This window comes from Ottowia thiooxydans DSM 14619, assembly GCF_000422885.1.
In the GTDB taxonomy this organism is placed as follows: domain Bacteria; phylum Pseudomonadota; class Gammaproteobacteria; order Burkholderiales; family Burkholderiaceae_C; genus Ottowia; species Ottowia thiooxydans.
Window position 1 is genome coordinate 88,332 of sequence record NZ_AUGX01000023.1, and the last position, 19,375, is coordinate 107,706.

The 19,375-nt window shown below is 56.4% G+C and carries 17 protein-coding genes; 5 read left to right on the forward strand and 12 right to left on the reverse strand.

Annotation, left to right across the window (positions count from 1 at the left end):
- The first annotated feature begins 7 nt into the window (after nucleotides 1–7).
- Nucleotides 8–664 (forward strand): GntR family transcriptional regulator, encoded by a 657-nt coding sequence (locus G518_RS0117670; protein WP_211231733.1) that lies wholly within the window; start codon nucleotides 8–10, stop codon nucleotides 662–664.
- Nucleotides 665–714: 50 nt separating this feature from the next.
- Here G518_RS0117670 and G518_RS0117675 read toward each other — a convergent pair whose 3' ends face one another.
- The gene (locus G518_RS0117675) at nucleotides 715–2,187 is read right to left on the reverse strand and encodes an NAD-dependent succinate-semialdehyde dehydrogenase (RefSeq protein ID WP_028603692.1); all 1,473 of its coding nucleotides are present in this window, start codon (nucleotides 2,185–2,187) and stop codon (nucleotides 715–717) included.
- Nucleotides 2,188–2,196: 9 nt separating this feature from the next.
- Nucleotides 2,197–3,486, reverse strand: coding sequence for a 4-aminobutyrate--2-oxoglutarate transaminase (gene gabT / locus G518_RS0117680; RefSeq protein WP_028603693.1), 1,290 nt, complete (start codon nucleotides 3,484–3,486; stop codon nucleotides 2,197–2,199).
- A 116-nt stretch (nucleotides 3,487–3,602) separates the two neighbouring features.
- Here gabT and pdxR point away from each other — a divergent pair, with 116 nt between their 5' ends.
- Together pdxR and G518_RS0117690 are read left to right on the forward strand one after the other, a co-directional pair.
- Nucleotides 3,603–5,057, forward strand: a complete 1,455-nt coding sequence (gene pdxR / locus G518_RS0117685) for a MocR-like pyridoxine biosynthesis transcription factor PdxR (RefSeq protein ID WP_342663772.1) — start codon at nucleotides 3,603–3,605, stop codon at nucleotides 5,055–5,057.
- 637 nt (nucleotides 5,058–5,694) lie between these two features.
- Entirely contained in the window at nucleotides 5,695–7,617 is a 1,923-nt protein-coding gene (locus tag G518_RS0117690) for a THxN family PEP-CTERM protein (RefSeq protein ID WP_028603695.1), read from the forward strand.
- Between the two features lie 157 nt (nucleotides 7,618–7,774).
- On the opposite strand, the gene G518_RS0117695 is transcribed toward G518_RS0117690, so the two are convergent.
- Nucleotides 7,775–8,350, reverse strand: coding sequence for a phospholipase D family nuclease (locus tag G518_RS0117695; protein ID WP_342663773.1), 576 nt, complete (start codon nucleotides 8,348–8,350; stop codon nucleotides 7,775–7,777).
- Between the two features lie 227 nt (nucleotides 8,351–8,577).
- Between G518_RS0117695 and G518_RS0117700 the strand changes: the two genes are divergently transcribed.
- Nucleotides 8,578–9,744, forward strand: a complete 1,167-nt coding sequence (locus G518_RS0117700; RefSeq protein WP_028603697.1) for an acyl-CoA dehydrogenase family protein — start codon at nucleotides 8,578–8,580, stop codon at nucleotides 9,742–9,744.
- A gap of 76 nt (nucleotides 9,745–9,820) precedes the next feature.
- On the opposite strand, the gene G518_RS0117705 is transcribed toward G518_RS0117700, so the two are convergent.
- Nucleotides 9,821–10,789, reverse strand: coding sequence for a PDR/VanB family oxidoreductase (locus G518_RS0117705; protein WP_028603698.1), 969 nt, complete (start codon nucleotides 10,787–10,789; stop codon nucleotides 9,821–9,823).
- 106 nt (nucleotides 10,790–10,895) lie between these two features.
- Entirely contained in the window at nucleotides 10,896–11,942 is a 1,047-nt protein-coding gene (locus G518_RS35660; protein WP_051236943.1) for an aromatic ring-hydroxylating oxygenase subunit alpha, read from the reverse strand.
- A 419-nt stretch (nucleotides 11,943–12,361) separates the two neighbouring features.
- On the opposite strand from G518_RS35660, the gene G518_RS0117715 reads away from it, so the two are divergent.
- Nucleotides 12,362–13,129, forward strand: coding sequence for a GntR family transcriptional regulator (locus G518_RS0117715; protein WP_028603699.1), 768 nt, complete (start codon nucleotides 12,362–12,364; stop codon nucleotides 13,127–13,129).
- A gap of 86 nt (nucleotides 13,130–13,215) precedes the next feature.
- Here G518_RS0117715 and G518_RS0117720 read toward each other — a convergent pair whose 3' ends face one another.
- From G518_RS0117720 to G518_RS0117745, 7 genes are all read right to left on the reverse strand, one after another.
- Entirely contained in the window at nucleotides 13,216–13,917 is a 702-nt protein-coding gene (locus G518_RS0117720) for an ABC transporter ATP-binding protein (protein WP_028603700.1), read from the reverse strand.
- A gap of 43 nt (nucleotides 13,918–13,960) precedes the next feature.
- Nucleotides 13,961–14,728 (reverse strand): ABC transporter ATP-binding protein, encoded by a 768-nt coding sequence (locus G518_RS0117725; protein ID WP_028603701.1) that lies wholly within the window; start codon nucleotides 14,726–14,728, stop codon nucleotides 13,961–13,963.
- Nucleotides 14,721–15,731 (reverse strand): branched-chain amino acid ABC transporter permease, encoded by a 1,011-nt coding sequence (locus G518_RS0117730; protein WP_051236951.1) that lies wholly within the window; start codon nucleotides 15,729–15,731, stop codon nucleotides 14,721–14,723. The genes G518_RS0117725 and G518_RS0117730 overlap by 8 nt, the downstream gene beginning before the upstream one ends.
- A gap of 99 nt (nucleotides 15,732–15,830) precedes the next feature.
- Nucleotides 15,831–16,703 carry a branched-chain amino acid ABC transporter permease gene (locus G518_RS0117735; RefSeq protein WP_028603703.1) on the reverse strand — a complete coding sequence of 291 codons (873 nt, stop codon included), beginning with the start codon at nucleotides 16,701–16,703 and terminating at the stop codon, nucleotides 15,831–15,833.
- Between the two features lie 99 nt (nucleotides 16,704–16,802).
- Nucleotides 16,803–17,987 carry an ABC transporter substrate-binding protein gene (locus G518_RS0117740; RefSeq protein ID WP_051236947.1) on the reverse strand — a complete coding sequence of 395 codons (1,185 nt, stop codon included), beginning with the start codon at nucleotides 17,985–17,987 and terminating at the stop codon, nucleotides 16,803–16,805.
- 188 nt (nucleotides 17,988–18,175) lie between these two features.
- Nucleotides 18,176–18,319, reverse strand: coding sequence for a hypothetical protein (locus tag G518_RS40690; RefSeq protein ID WP_211231734.1), 144 nt, complete (start codon nucleotides 18,317–18,319; stop codon nucleotides 18,176–18,178).
- 285 nt (nucleotides 18,320–18,604) lie between these two features.
- Nucleotides 18,605–18,823: a hypothetical protein gene (locus tag G518_RS0117745; protein WP_028603705.1), complete on the reverse strand. Its 219-nt coding sequence runs from the start codon at nucleotides 18,821–18,823 to the stop codon at nucleotides 18,605–18,607.
- Nucleotides 18,824–19,375 lie beyond the last annotated feature (552 nt).

Here is a 19,375-nt window from a genome sequence, read left to right on the forward strand (position 1 = left end):
AGGCGCCATGCGCGACGTTGTGTATTCGGGAATACGCACCTCCCTGTTGAGCGGGCTGTTCGCCCCCGGCGAGAAATTAATCCTTAGGCAACTGGCCAATGATTTCCAGGTCAGCCTCACCCCTGTGCGTGAAGCCTTGCACCGTTTGGTGATTGAAGGTGTCCTTGTACAGGAGCACAGTCGCTCGGTGACGGTGCCGCTTCTTTCGAGGGAAAAGATATTCGAGTTGCTCGATATACGTAAGGCCCTCGAAGGCCTTGCCGCTGAGAGGGCGGCAGAACGTATCACGGCTGAGGAGATTGATCATCTCGAAACCATTGCCCGAATGGTGGATACAGCACGCAGCGCGGACGATGTTTTAACCGACTCCAAACGGGTGGCGGAATTTCAGTTCAAGCTCTATGCCGCCAGTGGTCTGCCCACATTGCTTCGGCATATAGAGATGCTTTGGCTCCAGACTGGACCGTATCTGAGATTGCTGCATCCCGAATACATCGCGAAGATTCAACAGGACCGCCCTCAGTGGCGTTATGAACTGTGCAATGCGCTGCGCAGCAGGGACAAGTCTTCTGCCAGGCACATTATCGAGCGCGATGTTTCGGAGGCGCTCACTTACATCGCTATGTTGGTGAAGGCAGCCGCATGGATGCGGCCATCTCCATAAGTCGTAGCGACGATTTTGGTGCATGTGATGCGGATTCTCCAGATGGGCCCCTAGATGTCGCCCAGGCAAAGATATTTCAACTCCAGATAATCTTGAATGCCATGGTGCGAGCCCTCGCGGCCTAAGCCAGATTGCTTCACTCCGCCAAACGGCACGTGTTCGGTTGCAATGATGCCCGCGTTAATTCCAACCATGCCGTACTCCAAGGCCTCTGCGACTCGGAAAACACGGCTCACGTCCCGGCTATAGAAGTAGCTGGCCAGGCCGAATTCAGTGTTGTTGGCTGCGTCAATGGCTTCTTGTTCTTTTTCGAATCGAAAGACGGGTGCGAATGGCCCAAACGTCTCTTCGCGCGCACAAAGCATGTATGGCGTGGCATCCGCCACTACGGTCGGCTGAAAGAACTGGCCTGCGAGTTTTTGGCCGCCTGCCACTACCCGACCACCTTTGGCTACCGCGTCTTCCAAGTGCTCCTGCACTTTGGCGACGGCCGCCGGTTCAATGAGTGGCCCCTGTTCCACGCCATGTTCGAACCCATTGCCGACTTTCAATGTTTTCACTTTGGCCGCAAGCTTTTCGATAAATCTGTCGTACACACCATCCTGTACATAGATCCGGTTGGCACAAACGCATGTCTGTCCAGCGTTCCTGAACTTACTCGCCATGGCACCCGCGACCGCAGAGTCGATGTCTGCGTCGTCAAACACAATGAATGGCGCGTTGCCTCCAAGTTCCAGGCTCAATTTTTTAACGGTAGGTGCGCTCTGAGCCATCAGAATACGCCCCACTTCGGTCGATCCAGTAAAGCTGATGTGGCGGACTACGGGCGATTCGCAAAGCACCTTGCCAATGGCAATACTGTTCTCGCTGTCGGCAGTGAGTATGCTAATGACACCGGCTGGCACACCTGCGCGCACAGCAAGTTCAACCGCGGCGAGTGCGGTAAGCGGGGTCTGTTCGGCGGGCTTGATCACCACCGGACAGCCCGCTGCCAGCGCAGGCGCTACTTTGCGGGTGATCATGGCCAGCGGGAAGTTCCAGGGAGTGATGGCGGCGCATACGCCAATGGACTGTTTGATGACCATCAGGCGACGGCTGCTATCGAACGGCGGCAGGGTCTCGCCGTTGACGCGTTTGGCTTCTTCGGCAAACCATTCGATGAAACTGGCCGCGTAGGCCACTTCTCCCTTCGCTTCGAAGAAAGGCTTGCCCTGTTCGGCGGTCATGATACGGGCCAGATCTTCCTGGTGAGCCATGAGCAATTCAAACCAGTTCATCAGAATGGCGTGACGTTGCTTGCCAGTGTGTGAGCGCCAGGCAGGCCAAGCGGTGTCGGCCGAGGCGATGGCTTCTTCCGCATCGGAGGCATGCAGATTGGGTACGTCGGCCAGTTTCAATCCCGTGGCCGGATCGTTGACATCAAAGCGACGGCTACCTTTAAACCACTTACCGTTGATAAGGGCGTCGGTTTTCAGCAAAGTCGGATCTTTGAGTGAAGCAAGTGGAGAGGATTTCATATGGATGAACGTTCGCTACGAGATGACGTTGATTTCTGCGACTAACGCAAACACTTCAGACAGCTTCGTGAGCGCATCCTCAAACTGTGCGTAGGGGATCGTTAATGGGTAAAGAAAACGTATGACATTCCCATACGACCCACAGCTGAGGAGCAGCAGGCCGCGCTCTAGTGCCAGTTTTTGCACAAGGGCCACGGTGGCCGCGTCGGGCTTGCCGGTCTCCGGATCCGTGAATTCGGCAGCGACCATGGAGCCCAGGCCCCGGACTTCAGCGATTGCGGCCCAGCGGCCTCGCCAATCGTCAAGGAACTCTTGCAAGCGGGCGCCTAGTGAAATCGAACGACTCAACAACTTGTCCTGCTCGATTGCATCCATCACGGCATGCGCAGCTGCTACGGCAAGTGGATTACCCGCGTAAGTTCCACCAAGTCCACCGGGGGCGGGCGAATCCATCACTTCGGCGCGGCCACACACGGCCGAAAGCGGCATCCCGCCCGCAAGGCTTTTTGCCATGATCAAGATATCGGGTTGGACGCCAAAGTGTTCCATCGCGAACATCTTGCCGGTGCGCCCGAAGCCGGTTTGAACCTCGTCCGCAATCAGCAGGATGTCGTGTTGATTGCAAACGGACCGCAGTCGCTCCATCAGTTCGGCGGGGGCGATATTGAAGCCGCCCTCTCCCTGTACAGGCTCCAACACGATGGCAGCCACCCGTTGGGCTTCAATATCGCACTTGAAGAGTTGCTCCAGTGCTGCCAAGCTGTCTTCGACCGCAATGCCTTTGGCAGCGTTCGGGAACGGCACGTGGTAGACCTCGTTTGGGAATGGCCCAAAGCCAAGCTTGTAAGGGTGAACCTTGCCGGTTAATGCCAGCCCCATCATGGTACGGCCGTGGAAGCCACCGTTGAACGCGATCACTCCGGGGCGCCTGGTGTAGGCGCGCGCGATTTTGATGGCGTTCTCCACAGCCTCGGCGCCAGTCGTGAAAAGTGCAGTCTTCTTTGGACCATCTATCGGCGCCACTGCATTAATACGTTCCAAAAGGGCCACTGCGCTTTCGTAGGGAACGATTTGGTAGGCCGTGTGGGTGAATCGTTCTAGCTGCGCCTGAATTGCCGCTACGACCAAAGGGTGGCGGTGGCCGGTATTCAGCACGGCGATACCTGCGGCGAAATCAATGTAGGCGCGACCTTCAACGTCCCATATGGTCGCGTTCTCAGCTCGGTCTGCGTAGAAATTGCACAGTACCCCGACACCGCGGGGACCCGCCTCAACGCGGCGTTGATCAATTTTTTGGTTGTTCATGGAAATCAGGAAACGATGATGAGATGAGGCCGAATTAGAGATCAAAGTGGATCTACACTATGGTTCCACTTTGTTTAATTAAATAGGGCCAATTGAGACCAATCAGTGTTGACCTGTTGTCGCAACGACTACTGGCTGACCGGCAATCCCAGCCTGGCACCGCCATCAACCGCCTTCTCTACGAATGCCTGCGCCTAGCTATTCACGACGGCAGCTTGCCGGCTGCGTCGCGTTTACCGCCCTCGCGTGATCTGGCGGAGCAACTCGGCATTTCTCGCAATACGGTCATGTATGCCTACGAGCAGCTCAACACTGAAGGCTACGTCCGGGGGCTCACTGGCAGCGGCACTTACGTGGCCGAACGCATTCCCGATTTACCCCTGCTTCCCCGCAACTCTCGGGGTGACGCGCCTGCGGCCCGCCGTACCGCCTCGCTACTTTCTGTGCGTGGCCGCAAGGTGGTGGACGGTGCTCTAGCTCATGCCCGCCAGTGGGGGGCGTTTCTGCCAGGAGTGCCTGACATCACCCAGGCACCACATGGAAAGCTCGCCAGAATTACCGCCAGACTGGCCCGAAGCCTTCCGCCTTCCACGCTGAGTTACTCCGCGGGTGGCGGCTATCCTCCGCTGCATAGCAGCTTGTCGGTGTATCTTCGGCAGGCTCGATCTGTCGTGTGCGAGCCAAGTCAAATCATCGTGACCGAGGGCGTGCACCAGGCGATTGATCTGATCACACGCGTTCTTGGGGACCCAGGTGACAAAGCGTGGGTGGAGGAGCCTGGTTACTGGGGCACCCGGAGCGTATTAGGTGTCAACGGAATCGGGCTTGTTCCTATGCCAGTGGACTCCGCCGGCATGTGTCCTGCTGGCGACCCGCCGCGTTTTGCTTTTGTGACGCCTTCACATCAGTATCCGCTCGGGGCGGTGATGAGCATGGCGCGCCGTTTCGACCTGATAAGTGCTGCCGCCCATCACAATTTTTGGGTGGTCGAGGATGACTACGACAGTGAGTTCCGCTTCATCGGGCAACCCGTCCCCTCTCTTCAGGGACTGATACCAAACGCCCCGGTAATCTATGTGGGGACATTCAGCAAAACCCTCTATCCAGGCCTGCGTATAGCGTACATGGTGGTGCCATCAGACGTGGCGATGGCTTTGCGAACGGCTCAGTCGGAGCTTTACCGTGGTGGCCATATGCTGATGCAAGCCGCATTGGCTGAGTTCATCAACAGTGGCGAGTACGCCGCGCATATTAGGAAAATGCGGTTGATTTACGAAGCGCGCAGGGCATACCTCATCCAACTTATAGAGCAATGGCTTGGCCGTGGCTGGATTCACGAGTACGACACGGGGGCAGGTTTGCACCTTGTCCTGGCTCTGCCAAATGGCAGTGATGATGTTGCGATCTCCGACGCCGCGGGGGCACTGGGGGTTTTGGTTCGGCCACTTTCGCGCTATTACTTGGGAAGTACGAAATCAAGTGGTCTCTTACTCGGTTTCGCGAGTGTTCCGCAGGAACGGATGCTTGAACCCTTCAAGCTTTTGGTGAGTTGTATTCAGTCGAACGGCTAGCCTCAGCGCCCTTGGCCGTTTGTTCTGTGCGTCAGACGTCTCGGTGATCGACACGGAGATCCAGTGTCTTGGCCCGAGATGCGCTGGTCACGCCCAAAGATCCACCCGGGACCGAAACAATGCACTGCGTGGTCTATAAGCCCGGCCCACTGCCACTACTCGTGGTCTGCACGTGTTGGAACGTGCTGTAAATATTGACGCCCGGGTTCTGGTCGATTTCGATTCCCATCTCGCTGTCCGCGAAGCGCATATGCGCGGTTTACCGCTTTTGGCGTAGCAGTGATGGGCAAGGTAACTACACCGTCGCGCGTGAACTTGGCTACATGAGCTAGGTTCGATCCTGCCGATAACGCGGTTAAAGCTGCAAAGTGAATAACGTTGTCCTATTTTTGTTGAAAATTATTCTTCGAAATTTGAATCCAAATTGATTAAAACCAAACGAGGATCTTAGAAAGCAAACGTTAAAAATCGTAACTTGTATAACATTTTTCCAAATCTAACGCGTCCACTGTGACTTCGACAAAAAGGAATCTAGCGCCTGATGGCTGGCAAAAGCCAAGCCCGTCGAAGGCGTAAGTAGAAAACGGTGGGGCGTATGAAGTGAGTCGACCCGGTCGGTTCTTTTTTGGAGAAAAGAATGCAACGTTGGATGAAGCGCATCAGCGCTATCGGATTTCTCTTGGCACTAGCCGCAGGGAATGCGTCAGCCGCTCCCGTGGAGTGGGACTACACCGTCAGCGCGGCGTTTGTTATAGGTATAGGTGACACCACCTTCAACGGCGCCGGCCCAAGCACTACGAACGGGTGTGAGCAGGTTACTAACTCTTCTATCTCCTGGGGCGTTTGTCCCGTCGGCCCTGCCGGTACCGGCCGTAGCGGCATCGGCATTTCGAATAACCCGCAGAGCGGCTCATTGACGGTGAATGGCGCAGCGCAATTCGCCAATACCTACACCCATCACAACAATCTTGTGGCTACCAATCACGCGACCTTGGCCAGTGCAAAGATCCAAACCACGCTTGGCATGCGAATAAAGGACAGCGGCGATGCTTACGAGTATCAAACGTTTATCTACACCATCCGGTTTTCAGAAACGCCGAACACGCCTCCTTGTGCGGTCTCTGGTGGCACCCCATGCAGTGATATCTGGGTGTTGGATGGTTCTACCAATCGTACGGTGGTGTTTGGAGGTAACGAATTCGTATTCAGCTTCTTTCCAGCGCCAGCAGCCAATCCGTTGCCAGACGACACCTGCATTGCGGCTCGCGTTGACATCGGCTGCATCGGCTTTACCACTGTGGAAGGGGTGGAAAGTGCCATTCCCTTCATGTTGAATGTGACCCATGTCGCCGCCGTGTCGGGCCGGATTTATACGGAGGGCAGTACGCCAGCCAACACAGAAGACAACGGCAACGGTGTGGACGCAGGCACAGTGGTCGGCGTTTCTTTGAGCTGCACCGACCCAAGTTTCAGTGCCGGCCCCATCAACACCGGCGCCGACGGCAGCTTCAGTTTTGAAGGCGTGCCTATCTCTGCCAACTGCTCTGTGACCACTACCCCACCGGCAGGTTTCCAGGCTGCTTACACGCAGCAAGGCACGACCGGTGAGGACGGCAATCCTGGCAATCTGAACACCAGTGTGGCTGGCAGCACGACTATGCAGACAATTACCGTCAACGTGCCGCCGATGGGCTCCACGGGCAACCTTTTTGCATTGCGCCAGGTCGCCGCCGTGTCGGGCCGGATTTATACGGAAGGCAGCACGCCGGCCAACACACAAGACAACGGCAACAGCGTGGACGCAGGCACAGTGGTCGGCGTTTCTTTGAGCTGCACCGACCCAAGTTTCAGTGCCGGCCCCATTAACACCGGCGCCGACGGCAGCTTCAGTTTTGAAGGCGTACCTGTCGCAGCGAACTGCTCTGTGACCACTACGCCGCCGACAGGTTTTCAGGCTGCTTACACGCAACAAGGCACGACTGGTGAGGACGGAAATCCTGGCAGTCTGAACACCAGTGTGGCGGGCAGCACGACTGTGCAGACGATCACCGTCAGCGTGCCCCCGGCGGGCTCCACGGGTAATCTTTTGGCACTGCGCCCGGTAACTGACTTGAACAGCGCGACCATCTGCACACCGAGCACGGCAGGGGCGGGTACCACTGTTAGTTGCACTACGACCTGCACGAACATCGGAAGCAGCACAGCCTTCAATGCGTTCTGCAGCATCCCGAATGCTGCTGCGTTGCCCGGCAGCCCAACGCCGGTCTGCAGCGCCCCGACCAATGTCGTGAGTAATGGGGTGCTGACGTGCACTGTGAGCTTCCCCATGCCCGACAGCGGCAACATTGCTATCACTGGAGGCACAGGCGCGGACAACGACAACAATGGTGGTCGGGACGCATCCTCGGGTAACAACCTTTCGAGCGCTTCAGTGACCCGAAACGTAGTCGTGCCCCCGCCGCCCGCGCCAGTACCTGGCTTGGGAGGCATTGCTTTGCTGTTGCTGCTGGGCCTGATCGGCTTGGTTGCATTCCGTCAGTATCGACATCAACCTGGTTGATGGTTGAATGGGCGATCGCTTCGCCCAGTCGGTTGGTCTTTGCCGGGACGCGCGATTTCACTACGCCTGGGGCCCGCAGCCCCACTGTGTCAGCTGGAAGGTGCCTGGGAAATCTACAGAAATGTGACTTTGGCGTTGGCTGGGAGGCACGGATAGCCTAGCGCGCTGGGTACGGTTTTCCAAGTTCCCACCGTGATTGCCAGTGTGCAAGGTACTGACGCGAGACCTCCGGCATATCGCGAATGACCACTACATTCTCCGAGTTGAGCGTTTCTGCAGACGGTGCATAGTTGAAAGAACCGGTCTGAACCGCATTACTGTCTACGATGATGGTCTTGTCGTGATGGAGGTGAAAGTGGTCGTTGGTTCGGAGCTCAATAGAGTTGCGGGTCACGAGATCCATGGCCGCCTTGCTGGCTTTGTTCAGATTGCGCTTGCGGTCAATCACGATGCGGACATCCACGCCACGATTCTTGGCATCCACCAAGGCCTGCGTGATGTCTGGCGCCTGGAACGCGTAAGCGAGCATGTGAATGCTCTGATGCGCGCTCTGAATTGTTTCCAGGACCAGTTGGCGCGCTGAACCTTCGGGGGAAAAACCGACCTGCACGTGCGGTTGCGAATACGAAAATGCAGGAGCGCTAAGGAGCGCTGCTAAAGCGACACATCTGAACTGTTTCATAAGCAAGTCTTTTGCCAATTCTGCGTCTTGGCAACGCCTAGTCTTTTCCATCTGGACGAATTTTGCCTCGGACGCCAACGACAAAATCTGGGGAGGCAAGCCATCGCCACAGGCTCAGGCCCAATACGCGGACGGAATGCTGAAAAATTGGCCAATGCTTGGCACAGAAGTAAAAGTCCTAAAAACAGTACATTAAAATAATAACTTCACTGTATTCTTGCGCCTGGTGGGGACGACATCCTGCCACTTTCCTTCAACTTGGATCTTGCATCACCGCCATGACCAAACCCACCATGACCCCCGAGCTGGCGCAAATCCGCGACGCCATCACCGACCTGTGTGACCAATTCGATGACGATTACTGGCTGGGGCTGGATCGCGAGCACAAGTTTCCACATGAATTTCGTGACGCCATGGCTAAGGCCGGTTGGCTAGGTATTTCCTTGCCGGAGGAATATGGCGGTGCGGGCCTGGGTGTGACCGAATCCGCCTACATGATGCAGCTCATAGCCAGCTCTGCTGGCACCATGGCCGCCTGCTCAAGCATTCACATCAATATTTTCGGGCCCCATGCCATGGTCAAGCATGGCACAGAGGAGCAGCGCAAGCGTATGCTGCCGCCTCTGATTCGCGGCGAAGACCTCACCGCCTTCGGGGTGACGGAGCCCGATGCGGGATTGAACACCACTCAGCTGAGCACACGCGCAGTTCGCACTGGCGATGGCTATGTGATCAATGGCCAGAAAGTCTGGACATCCACTGCTCAGGTTGCCAACAAAATCATGCTGCTGGTGCGTACCGCGGCCTATGACCCAAAGCGACCAACGGACGGGATCACACTGTTCTATACGGATCTGAATCGCAAGCATATCGAGGTGCGCGAGATCGAGAAACTGGGTCGAGCCGCAGTTGACTCCAACGCCATCTTCATTTCCGACCTACCTGTGCCTGAGAGAGATCGCATAGGACAAGAGGGTCAGGGCTTTCGAATCATCCTGGACAGCATGAACCCTGAGCGGATCTTGGTGGGCGCAGAGGCCGTCGGAATCGGCCGCCGGGCACTGGCCAAGGCTACGGCCTATGCAAAAGAGCGCATTGTCTTTGGGCGTCCTATCGGGCAAAACCAAGCCATTCAGCACCCGTTGGCTGAGAGCTGGGCCGAATTGGAAGCGGCCAACTTGATGGTTTTTCATGCTGCGGAGCTCTACGACGGCGGTCTCCCTTGTGGCCCAGAGGCCAATGCGGCCAAGATACTGGCGGCGGAGGCGGGATTCACTGCCTGTGACAGGGCGGTACGTACGCATGGTGGCTTCGGTTACGCCAAGGAATACCATGTGGAGCGTTACTTCCGTGAGTCGATGCTCCCCCGCATTGCACCTGTGAGCCGCGAGCTGGTGCTCAGCCACATCGCCGAACGCGTGCTGGGATTGCCCAAGTCCTATTGATTGCCGGGCGACTGAAGGGACCCGGCTGAACCTGAGCTTGCCGTCAAAACCCCTTAACGCCCCGGAGCTGCCGAAACTACAAATCAAGCACCAACAATGGCGAGAGCGAGCGCGAACAGCAGGGCGTGAATTGGTCATTCAAGTCGTGCTCTGCTTGAGTGAGGAATAGATCCTTGTGATCGGGCCTTCCTTCCTTCACACCTGTAAGGCATGTGCCGCAAATCCCCTGCTCGCATGAGGTCTCGATCTCGATACCGCATTCAGCCAATGCCTGCACCACAGTCTTGTCCTTGGCGATGGTGATGACTTGTCCGCTACTGGCGATCCTGACGTCAAAGCTGTCGGCATCCGAAAGGTCTGGTGCATCTGCTGCAAAGAACTCGTAGTGCAACTGGCTTTCCGGCCAGCCGTAGCTGCGTGCGGTGCCCAGAACCCAATCCATGAACCCTTTGGGGCCGCAGACGTAGATGTGCGCTCCAAGTCGCAAGGTCTTCAACTCGGCTTCAAGTTCGAGTTTTGGTGTGCCGATGGCATCGTCAAAGTAGTGGGTGACATGCGTAGCGAGTGAAGGCGCTGATAAACGCTGCGCAAACGCTGTAGTGGCTTTGGAGCGAGTGCAATAGTGCATCTTGAACGGCCGGCCGTTTCGAGCCAGAAATTGCACCATGCTAAGGATGGGGGTGATGCCAATGCCTCCCGCAAAAAGCACATGTTGCTCTGCATCGGGAGATAGCTCGAAATGGTTCTTTGGCTCGCTGATTTCTAACGTGCATCCCTCCGTCACTGCCTCGTGCATCGCTTTTGATCCACCGCGAGAGTTGGGATCGTTCAGCACGCCGAGCACATAGCGGTCAGTTTCGCCCGGATCGTTACACAGCGAGTATTGGCGAACGATGTCACCCGGTAAGTAAACGTCGATATGGGAGCCCGCCGTAAACGCAGGAAGTGCATAAGCATCACTAGCCGACACTAGTTCAACGCAACAGATGCCTTGTGCTACCAGCGTCTTGCGCGCCACACGCACTGTCAATTTCGGAATGCTCATATAAGGATTCGTTGCGGCGCATGCCGTCTTGGATCATTCAGGTAACGAAAGGGCGAGCCATGGCGCTTGTCCTGAAGGAACATTACCGTGGTTGCACTTTCATTGTTCAAGCAGCGCTTTGCTGCTCCTGGGCAAGCAATCTGGTTACTGTCCGCCGCATATGCACGCGAGCCTGATCGGAGACGATGTCGACCAGATCGCTGGTGCCGGTTTCATCCAGCATGCGTTGCTGCGCCTGAACAATGCCTTTGTCTTCGCTGAACGCCACGGTAATTTCGTGAAACAGATCTTCTGTTGCCTGAGGATCATTCTGGCGATAGCCGTTTGCTGCAGACCAGAAGTAAAAGCAACTGCTTTCGGTCTCAGGTGTCAGGCCGTGGAAAATGCGTAGAGAGAACCCGCCCTCTTGGTCGCGGTTGTTCTGAGCATCCATGCCAGTCTTAAGCCCACCGGTCCACTGAATGACGCTTCCAGGCGCAACGAACTCGAACTCCATCCACCGGTCTACGCGCTCGCCGATATCTGGAACGGCTTTTTTGTAAGTTGGTGGTGGTGTCGAGTTCAGCAGCCAGCGGATAAAGTGCAGGCCGGTATCTTTGGGCGTGACTTTCATCTGTGCTTCGATATGCGCGTTGGCGTTGCTGCCGCCGATGGTGCTCTTGTGCACATAAGCCAGATGGGTCAGATCCATCAGGTTGTCCACCATGAGCATGGAGTTGGCCTTGACGTGATAGACCTCATGCTTGTGCGGCCACTTGGCATGATCGTTGTGATACGGATAGTCGACGATCTTGCTGACGTCGGCCTTCTCAGGATCACCCATCCAGATCCATAGACACTCATCTTTTTCAACCAATGGGAATGATTGAACGCACGCTTTGCTGGGGATTTTTGCTTGCCCGGGAATGTGAACGCAGGCCCCTGCAGTGTTGAAGATCAACCCGTGGTATCCGCATTCCAGGCCCGCTTGGACCACCTGGCCGTAGCTCAGAGGCGTGCCACGGTGACAACAACGGTCGCGCAGCGCGCCAGCCTTCTGGGTGGCTTTGTCTCGAAAAATCACAATCGACTCATTGCAGATTTTGCGAGCCAGGACTTGATCTTTGACCTCGTGAGCCCAGGCCGCGATATACCAAGCGTCTTTGATGAACATATCGTTCTCCCAACTGAAAGATGAGACGGAGAAAAGTTACTCAGTCCGATGAAGATCTAGAGAGTCCCTAGGCGTGAATACGGGCGCGCAGGGTGCGCTCTGTTTGCTAGCTGTTCAAGTACGCCCACAAGGACTCGTCGGCACAGCGAATGCGTCGGCATGCCAATCACCTGGGCAAACCGCAAGTCGGCTTTTGACGTGTATATATTGGGAACAAGCCTTTGACTCCTGTATTCATTTCGACTCCGCGCGATCACGTGTACTAACGCAAGTGCCGGTAGACTGAATTGCATTAACGTATACGTTGTTTTCGATTTGACGCCAAAATGGCTGAATTTTCAAATGGAAAATTGAATATTTAAGGGAAAACGAGCATAGTTACGTATACGTTGTTGCTTCGAGCTAAGATGATTCCAACCATGGCAGACCAAAACCTAGAACCCGATTCCGCCAAAGACTCGCGTGCATCCCAAACGATCAAGGCGATCATGGGACTGCGGGGCTACATCATTGACGGCCGCTTGCGCCCCGGGGAGCGCGTGCTTGAGCAAATGCTCGTCGACACTTTGGGCGTTTCCCGAACGCCCGCGCGCACTGCAATGCAACGTGTATGCGAAGAAGGACTGATGGAGCCGCTTCCTGGCGGGGGCTTTGCTGTAGTCAAGTTCTCGGTAACCGATGTGTTTGATGCGATCGCTGTACGCGGGAATCTCGAGGGCATGGCAGTACGCTTGGCTGCAGAACGAGGCGCGCCACCCGAGGTGCTGAAAGCGCTGAAAAAGGTCGTGAAGCAGCTCGATGTAGCGGTCGAGAATCTCAAGCATTCATGGGACCATTTGGCTGAATATGTGCGTCTGAACGATCAGTTCCACGATTTGATGCAAGACACTTGCAATAGTCCAATGTTGAAGCGCTCGCTTGAGCGATTGGTGGTGCTTCCATTTGCCACGCCGAATGCATTTGCAAGCGCTTCCCCGCTGAATCTGGACGGGTTGCTACAGGTCGTGATCTATGCGCAGGAGCAACATCGCTCCATTGTGGAGGCCATCGAACTTCGCGAAGGCACACGTGCTGAAGCGCTGGCGATTGAGCATTCGCGCTCCACTTGGCGATACCTTCATCAAATCTTCTTGCAGGGGGACTCGTCGCTTGATCTGGCGGGCTTGCGCATGATCGTGCGGCCCTGAGGTTTCGAGCGCCAGAAGCACCGGCTGTACCTGAAGAGTTCACGGCCTTTCCTGCACGCCCTCCTTGTGTTGCCGAATCGAAAACGTCAAACACCTAGAAGTTGCGCCAGTTGTTCGGGTTGAGCCAACAATTGCGCTGAGTTGGTGGCCACCACAAGCTGGCCTTTTTCCATCACTGCGGCGTGATCGGTGTGCGCAAGAACCTTTTTATAGTCTCGGTCGACAATGAGCGTGGAGACCCCGGCTTGGCGGATTTCTGCAATCACACGCCAGATTTCCTTGACCACCAAAGGCGCCAGGCCTTCAGTGGCTTCGTCCAGGATCATCAGACGTGGGTTGGTCATCAGGGCTCGACCGATGGAGACCATTTGTTGCTCTCCACCTGAAAGCTGGTCGCCGCGGTTGTTGCAACGTTCTTTGAGCCGCGCAAATGTATCCATTACGCGGTCGTATGTCCAATCGCGTTCGCCGTTCAAACCTGCGCGTGCGCTCATTTGCAGGTTTTCCTTCACGGTCAGATTCGGGAACACCCCACGGCCTTCAGGCACGTAGCCGATGCCAAGGCGCGCCATCTTCTCGGGGGGATAGTTCGTCACATCACGTGCATCGGCAAGTACTTTTCCTACGCGTGCTTGCACATATCCCATGAGCGTGCGGATCAACGTGGTCTTGCCCATGCCGTTGCGGCCGAGGAGGCCGACCGCCCGGCCTTGCGTCAGTTCCAGACTCACGCCTCGCAGAATGTGGCTGTCGCCGTAATAGGTGTGGATGCCTTCGATGCGGAACATCGTTGTTGATGCGGCGTTCGTCGTGGTGCGGTCTGCAAGCAGTTCAGTCATGCTGTTCTTCTCCCAGATACGCTGTCCGCACTACCGGGTCGATACGTATCCGGTCGGGCGTGGCTGTGGCGACTACACTGCCGTTAACCATCACGGTGATGCGATCGGCGATGCGAAACACTGCATCCATATCGTGCTCAACCAGCAGCACGGCGTGCCCGCTCTTTAAGTCACCGAGCAAACCGAGCATGCGTTCCGTTTCCTCCGACCCCATGCCGGCAAGCGGTTCGTCCAGCAGCAATACCTGCGGCTGCGTGGCCAGGCACATGGCTACCTCCAGCTGTCGTTTGGCACCGTGGCTCAGGCTACCCGCGTGCGTGTTGGCATAAGCCTCTAGCCCCGCGCGTCCAAGCGCATCGCGCGCCCGCTCGAGACTAGAGGCGCAATGCTGCGAGGCTTGCCAGATGTGCCACGGTCTGGTGTGCGACTGAGCTTGGGCGGCAAGGCGACAGTTCTCAAGCACGGTGAACTCCTGGAATATCGTTGTGCGTTGATAACTGCGGCCAATACCTGCTTTGGAGCGGTGTGGCTGAGGCATACGCGTGACGTCCTTGCCTTCGAGCTTGATGGTGCCGCTTGAGACGGGCATTTCGCCTGAGAGCATGTTGATCAGCGTCGATTTGCCCGCGCCGTTGGTACCGATCACGGCGTGGACTTCGCCTTCGTGCAGGTCGAGATCGACGTCCTTCACCGCGATGAGTCCGCCAAAGCGCCGTGTCAAGCCGCGAACCGAGAGCTTGGGGTGTTGTACGTCAGTCATGCTGCGCCCCAAATGGGGATTTGGCAGGGCGCCATTTCTTGAGTTGATCGCCAATACCCATCACGCCTCTGGGCAGCAAAGCGACAAGCACGATGATGGAAATGCCGAGCGTCAGTTGCCAGTGATCGGCCAGAGCGCCGACCAGCGCATGCGTACCCAGCAATTCCTTCAACGCCACGAACGCCACGGTGCCAATGACTGCACCGCGTAGCGAGCCGATGCCACCCAGAATAACCATCAGTAAAACCTCACCAGAATGATTCCATGCCATCAACTCGGGGTTCACCACACCGTCTCGCGCGGCCAGCAAAAACCCTGCCATTCCGGCGAGCGCACCCGCAAGCACAAATGCCGCGAGCTTGTACCAATAGGTGCTGAAACCCGCCGCACGCATGCGTTGCTCATTCACGCGAATTCCTGCCAGGGCGGCACCAAAGCGGGAGCGGCGAATGAGTGTCAGCAGCCCGTAGACCAACACCAGAGAGAGGAGCACCACGTAGTATTGGGTGCGGCTGCTTTCCATGTCGATAAAGCCGATGGATGGGCGCGCATCTAGGTAGATGCCGTCGCTGCCGCCGCCCACGCTGGTGTCGTGAAACACAAAGAACGCGAGCTGCGCAAAGGCGAGCGTCACCATGATGAAGTACACCCCCTTGGTGCGCAGGCTAAGTGTTCCGATGACCAATGCGCTTAGCGCAGCAGCCATCAAGGCAGCGCCTAGAAGCATCAGCAGATTGCCGCCGAAAGGAGGCATTGCGAGAGCGGTGGCGTAGGCACCAATACCAAAGAATGCGGCATGCCCAAGACTCACCAAGCCCGTGCCACCGACCAGCAACTGCAGGCTGAGTGCAAAGATCGACATGATCATCACTTTCACCACCAGATCTGAGAGGTATGACGACCACAGGGGTGCAGCCACGGCTAGCGCGATCGCGCAAATCAGCGGCACCATCAGATTCAGCCTCCGCCATGCACTGCCACTGCGTAGCACCGAGTCAGACATGTCTTTGGAGGTAAGTATTGGCGCCTCGGCTTGCGCTTTTGCTTCATCGCGCAAATTTTGCACCGTTGGTTGCGCCTGAAGGGTTTGGGTTGTCATGGCTCAGCTCCTCTTGCCCATCAGGCCTTCGGGGCGCCATACCAAAATGACTGCCATGAGCAGATAGATGCTCATTCCGCTCAGTTCCTGGAAAAACACCTTGCCAAACGTGTCCACAAAGCCCACGAGAAGCGAAGCCACCAACGCGCCAGTGATCGATCCAATACCGCCAATGACCACTACCACGAAACAAATGATGAGTACGCTTGAGCCCATGTGGGGGTAGACGGAACTCATCGGTGCAGCGATCATTCCCGCAAGCGCGGCCAATGCCACGCCCATTGCAAAAACGATGCGGTACAGGCGCTTGATGTCGATGCCCAGGCCGCGCACCATGTCGCGATTGCTAGCGCCCGCTCGCACCATCATTCCAAGGCGTGTGCGGTTCACCATCCAATACATGAGCAACGCCACAATCAGGCAAGTTACTGCAGCAAAAACGCGATACCACGGGTAGGTCATGATGCCAGCCAACGAGAAACTTCCCGAGAGCCAAGCGGGTGCTTGCACACCGTGCACATCGTTGCCTACGAGAATGGCACGCAACTCTTCAAACACCAAGATCAGGCCGAAGGTCATCAGCACCTGTTGCAGATGATCACGCTCGTACAGAAAACTGAAGAACGCCCATTCCAGGAAATACCCAATGGCCACGGCCAGAACCACGCCGACCAGCAGCATGCTAATGAAGTGCTGGCCTATATACGGCGCGAGCGTAAACGCCATATACGCCCCGATCATGTAGAAGCTGCCGTGCGCAAGATTGATCACCCCCATGATCCCGAAAATCAGCGTCAACCCCGAGGCCAGCAGAAACAGCAGTAGTCCGTACTGAATCGAGTTCAGGCACTGCACCAGAAACGTAGCTAGATCCACGGCAACCTCTTGTCGTGTTGAAGAACGAACTGAATCCGTGAGTTGGCTGAGAACCGACTCACGCCATTCCAGGTATGACGAGCCCTGCGGGTGTTTTGATCAGAGTTTGCAGCCGTGTGCAGGATCAGCCAGCTTCTTTGCTGCGATGCTGATTTTGGTGTTCTGCTTGCCCTCTACCTTGCGGAGATATATGTCCTGCACAGGGTTGTGCGACTTGCTTATGGTGAAGTCACCGCGTGGGCTTGGAATCGTGGCTTTCTCAATCGCAGTGCGGAAGAGGTCTTTCTTGGAGATATCGCCTCCCGCAGCCTTCAAGCCGACCGCCAGCATTTGCGCTGCATCGTAGCCCTGCACGGAGTACACATCGGGGGCGAGCTTGTAGGCCTTCGCGTAGTTGGTGCGGAAAACCTTGTCGCGCTCGGTGCCTAGTTCGTCTGCGTAATGCAGGGTGGTGAGAATGCCTTCGGCGGAGGCGCCTTGCGCGTCCAGCGTGCCATCCGTGAGCGCGCCTTGACCATACAGTGGAATGTTCTTGGACAGACCCGAAGCGTGGTAATCCTTCACAAATTTCGCTGCACCGGAGCCTGCAAAAAAGGCGAATACTGCATCCGGTTTCGCCGCAGCGATTTCGGTCAGGAACGCCTGAAATTCCACGTTCGGAAACGGCACCGTAAGTTGCCTGGTGACCTTGCCACCGTTCTTTTCAAATCCTTCCTTGAAGGCACTTGCCGCTTCTTCACCGGCCGCATATTTCCAGTTGATGGTGATGGCGTTTTTCTTGCCTTCCTGCTTGGCCGCGATGACGCCCATTGGATAGGAGATCTGCCAATTGCTGAAGGATGAGCGGAAGATGGTGGGGCCACACATCACTCCGGTGACTGCGTCGGCACCAGCGTTTGGCACTATGAGAATAGTGCCACTTTCCTTGGCTGCACGAGCCATCGCCATGACGACGCCGGAATGCACGGTACCCACGAGCACATCGACATTGTCGCGTTTGATCAGGCGGTTGACGTTGTGCATGGCCTTGGAAGGATCAGACTCGTCGTCGACTTTGAAGTATTCGATCTCTCGCCCGCTGAGCTTGCCGCCTTGCTCGCTTACATACATTCGAAAGCCGTTTTCAATGGCTGTCCCGAGCGCTGCAAACGTGCCGCTTGCGGGCAGCATGAGGCCCACCTTGATTTTCTCGGTGGGTTGTGCCCAAGCGCTGCAAGCGATGGCTGAGACCGCTGTGAAGGCCGCCGCGCGACTCACCACCCGTTGAATTTTTCCAATGCTCATCTTCCGCTCCTTATGTGCGTTTCGTACCGAGCCTCGATCGCTCATGCTCTGCACGCTACGCAAACTGCCAGAAGCTATTTACGTATACGTTGATGTCGATTTGATGTCATGTTAAGTGGATATTCAAGCTAAATTTGGTGAAATATAGGGTAAACGATGATTTTTATGTATACGCAGAGGAGTCGAGATCAGGCGAAGGCGCGCGGCGGAATACGGAAAATCGTCGCCTTTTTCCACCCCCCGGATAGCCCGCCTACGCGGGGGCCGACCAACCAGGGATGACGAGATGAAGCGGGGGAGCGAGGGGGTAGTTTGAGAAAAAGCAGTTGCATGTCAGCTCCTCTGACCGCTCAGTTGGCTACGGGCGTTTGTTTGAAGCCGCGGAGACGCCTTGGCTTCGATGAGGAGCGCATCGAGAAGCTGATAGCGTCGGGAGTCGTAACTTGCCTGAGCAGTTGACGGAGATAGCGGTGCGCGGCGGTCGCTATCGAAGATCGAAGTTATGGCGCTTTTGGCCGCTCTCAGCTCATGGGCTAGGGCTTGCTCACAGTCTGGACGCGAGGGCGAACGCCCGAGTAATATTTAGCCTTGGTGATACTCAGACTAGACCCATCAAGTCACGGCCATAGAGTATCGATCTCATCAAATTGAGGATTGCGCGCGAGGTCTTGGTCGAGGCCCATTGCGGCGCTGGCGCGCTCCAGGGCCAGCCAGAGGGGCGCAGGCATTTTCAAAATTTCATCGGCCGATCCGGCCTGCGCAATCCATGCGCCGATCTGAGCGTGCTGATCTGAGGTCAACAAGTCAAGGTGCAGCATCTCGTCAATGGTTTTCATTATGGTCAACAGGTTGCGTCTGGCACGGCCCCAAGAGTGTTTCCCCAGGGGTGAGCATATGAATATGCGGCCGCAATTGTAAAGATCAAGGAAGTGCCTTGGCATAGGCGACGAGACTGCCGGGCGAGCGAGTCGAGATGGGATGAGCTTTACCTAATGCCGTTCACCTGTCGAAGCCACAAGCAAGGCTTCGACCCTTAGACGGGCTTGTATGGTTTGGTTTCCATCAACCAACCATGAAGAAAGGGCGAGGAGCCGGGATGGAGGGACATCGACGGGCATCGGCCATTGCATTAGACCCAATGGACCGACTTACTGAGTCAGCACCCCATCCCTGCGCCGAGCGACGATAAGGAACCTGGCGACGTCACCTGCATGATGCAGTCTCGATCTCCAATTCTTGCAAGCTCACGCCGACAGCAGGGCCCACCCCGGCACTCGTATTTTGTACGATGAAGATCCAACAAGCTACCCAATTTGTTGGCGTAGATGTAGCAAGCGCCCATCTGGATGTCGCTGTGCATGGGCAAACCAACGTGCGCCGATATGCCA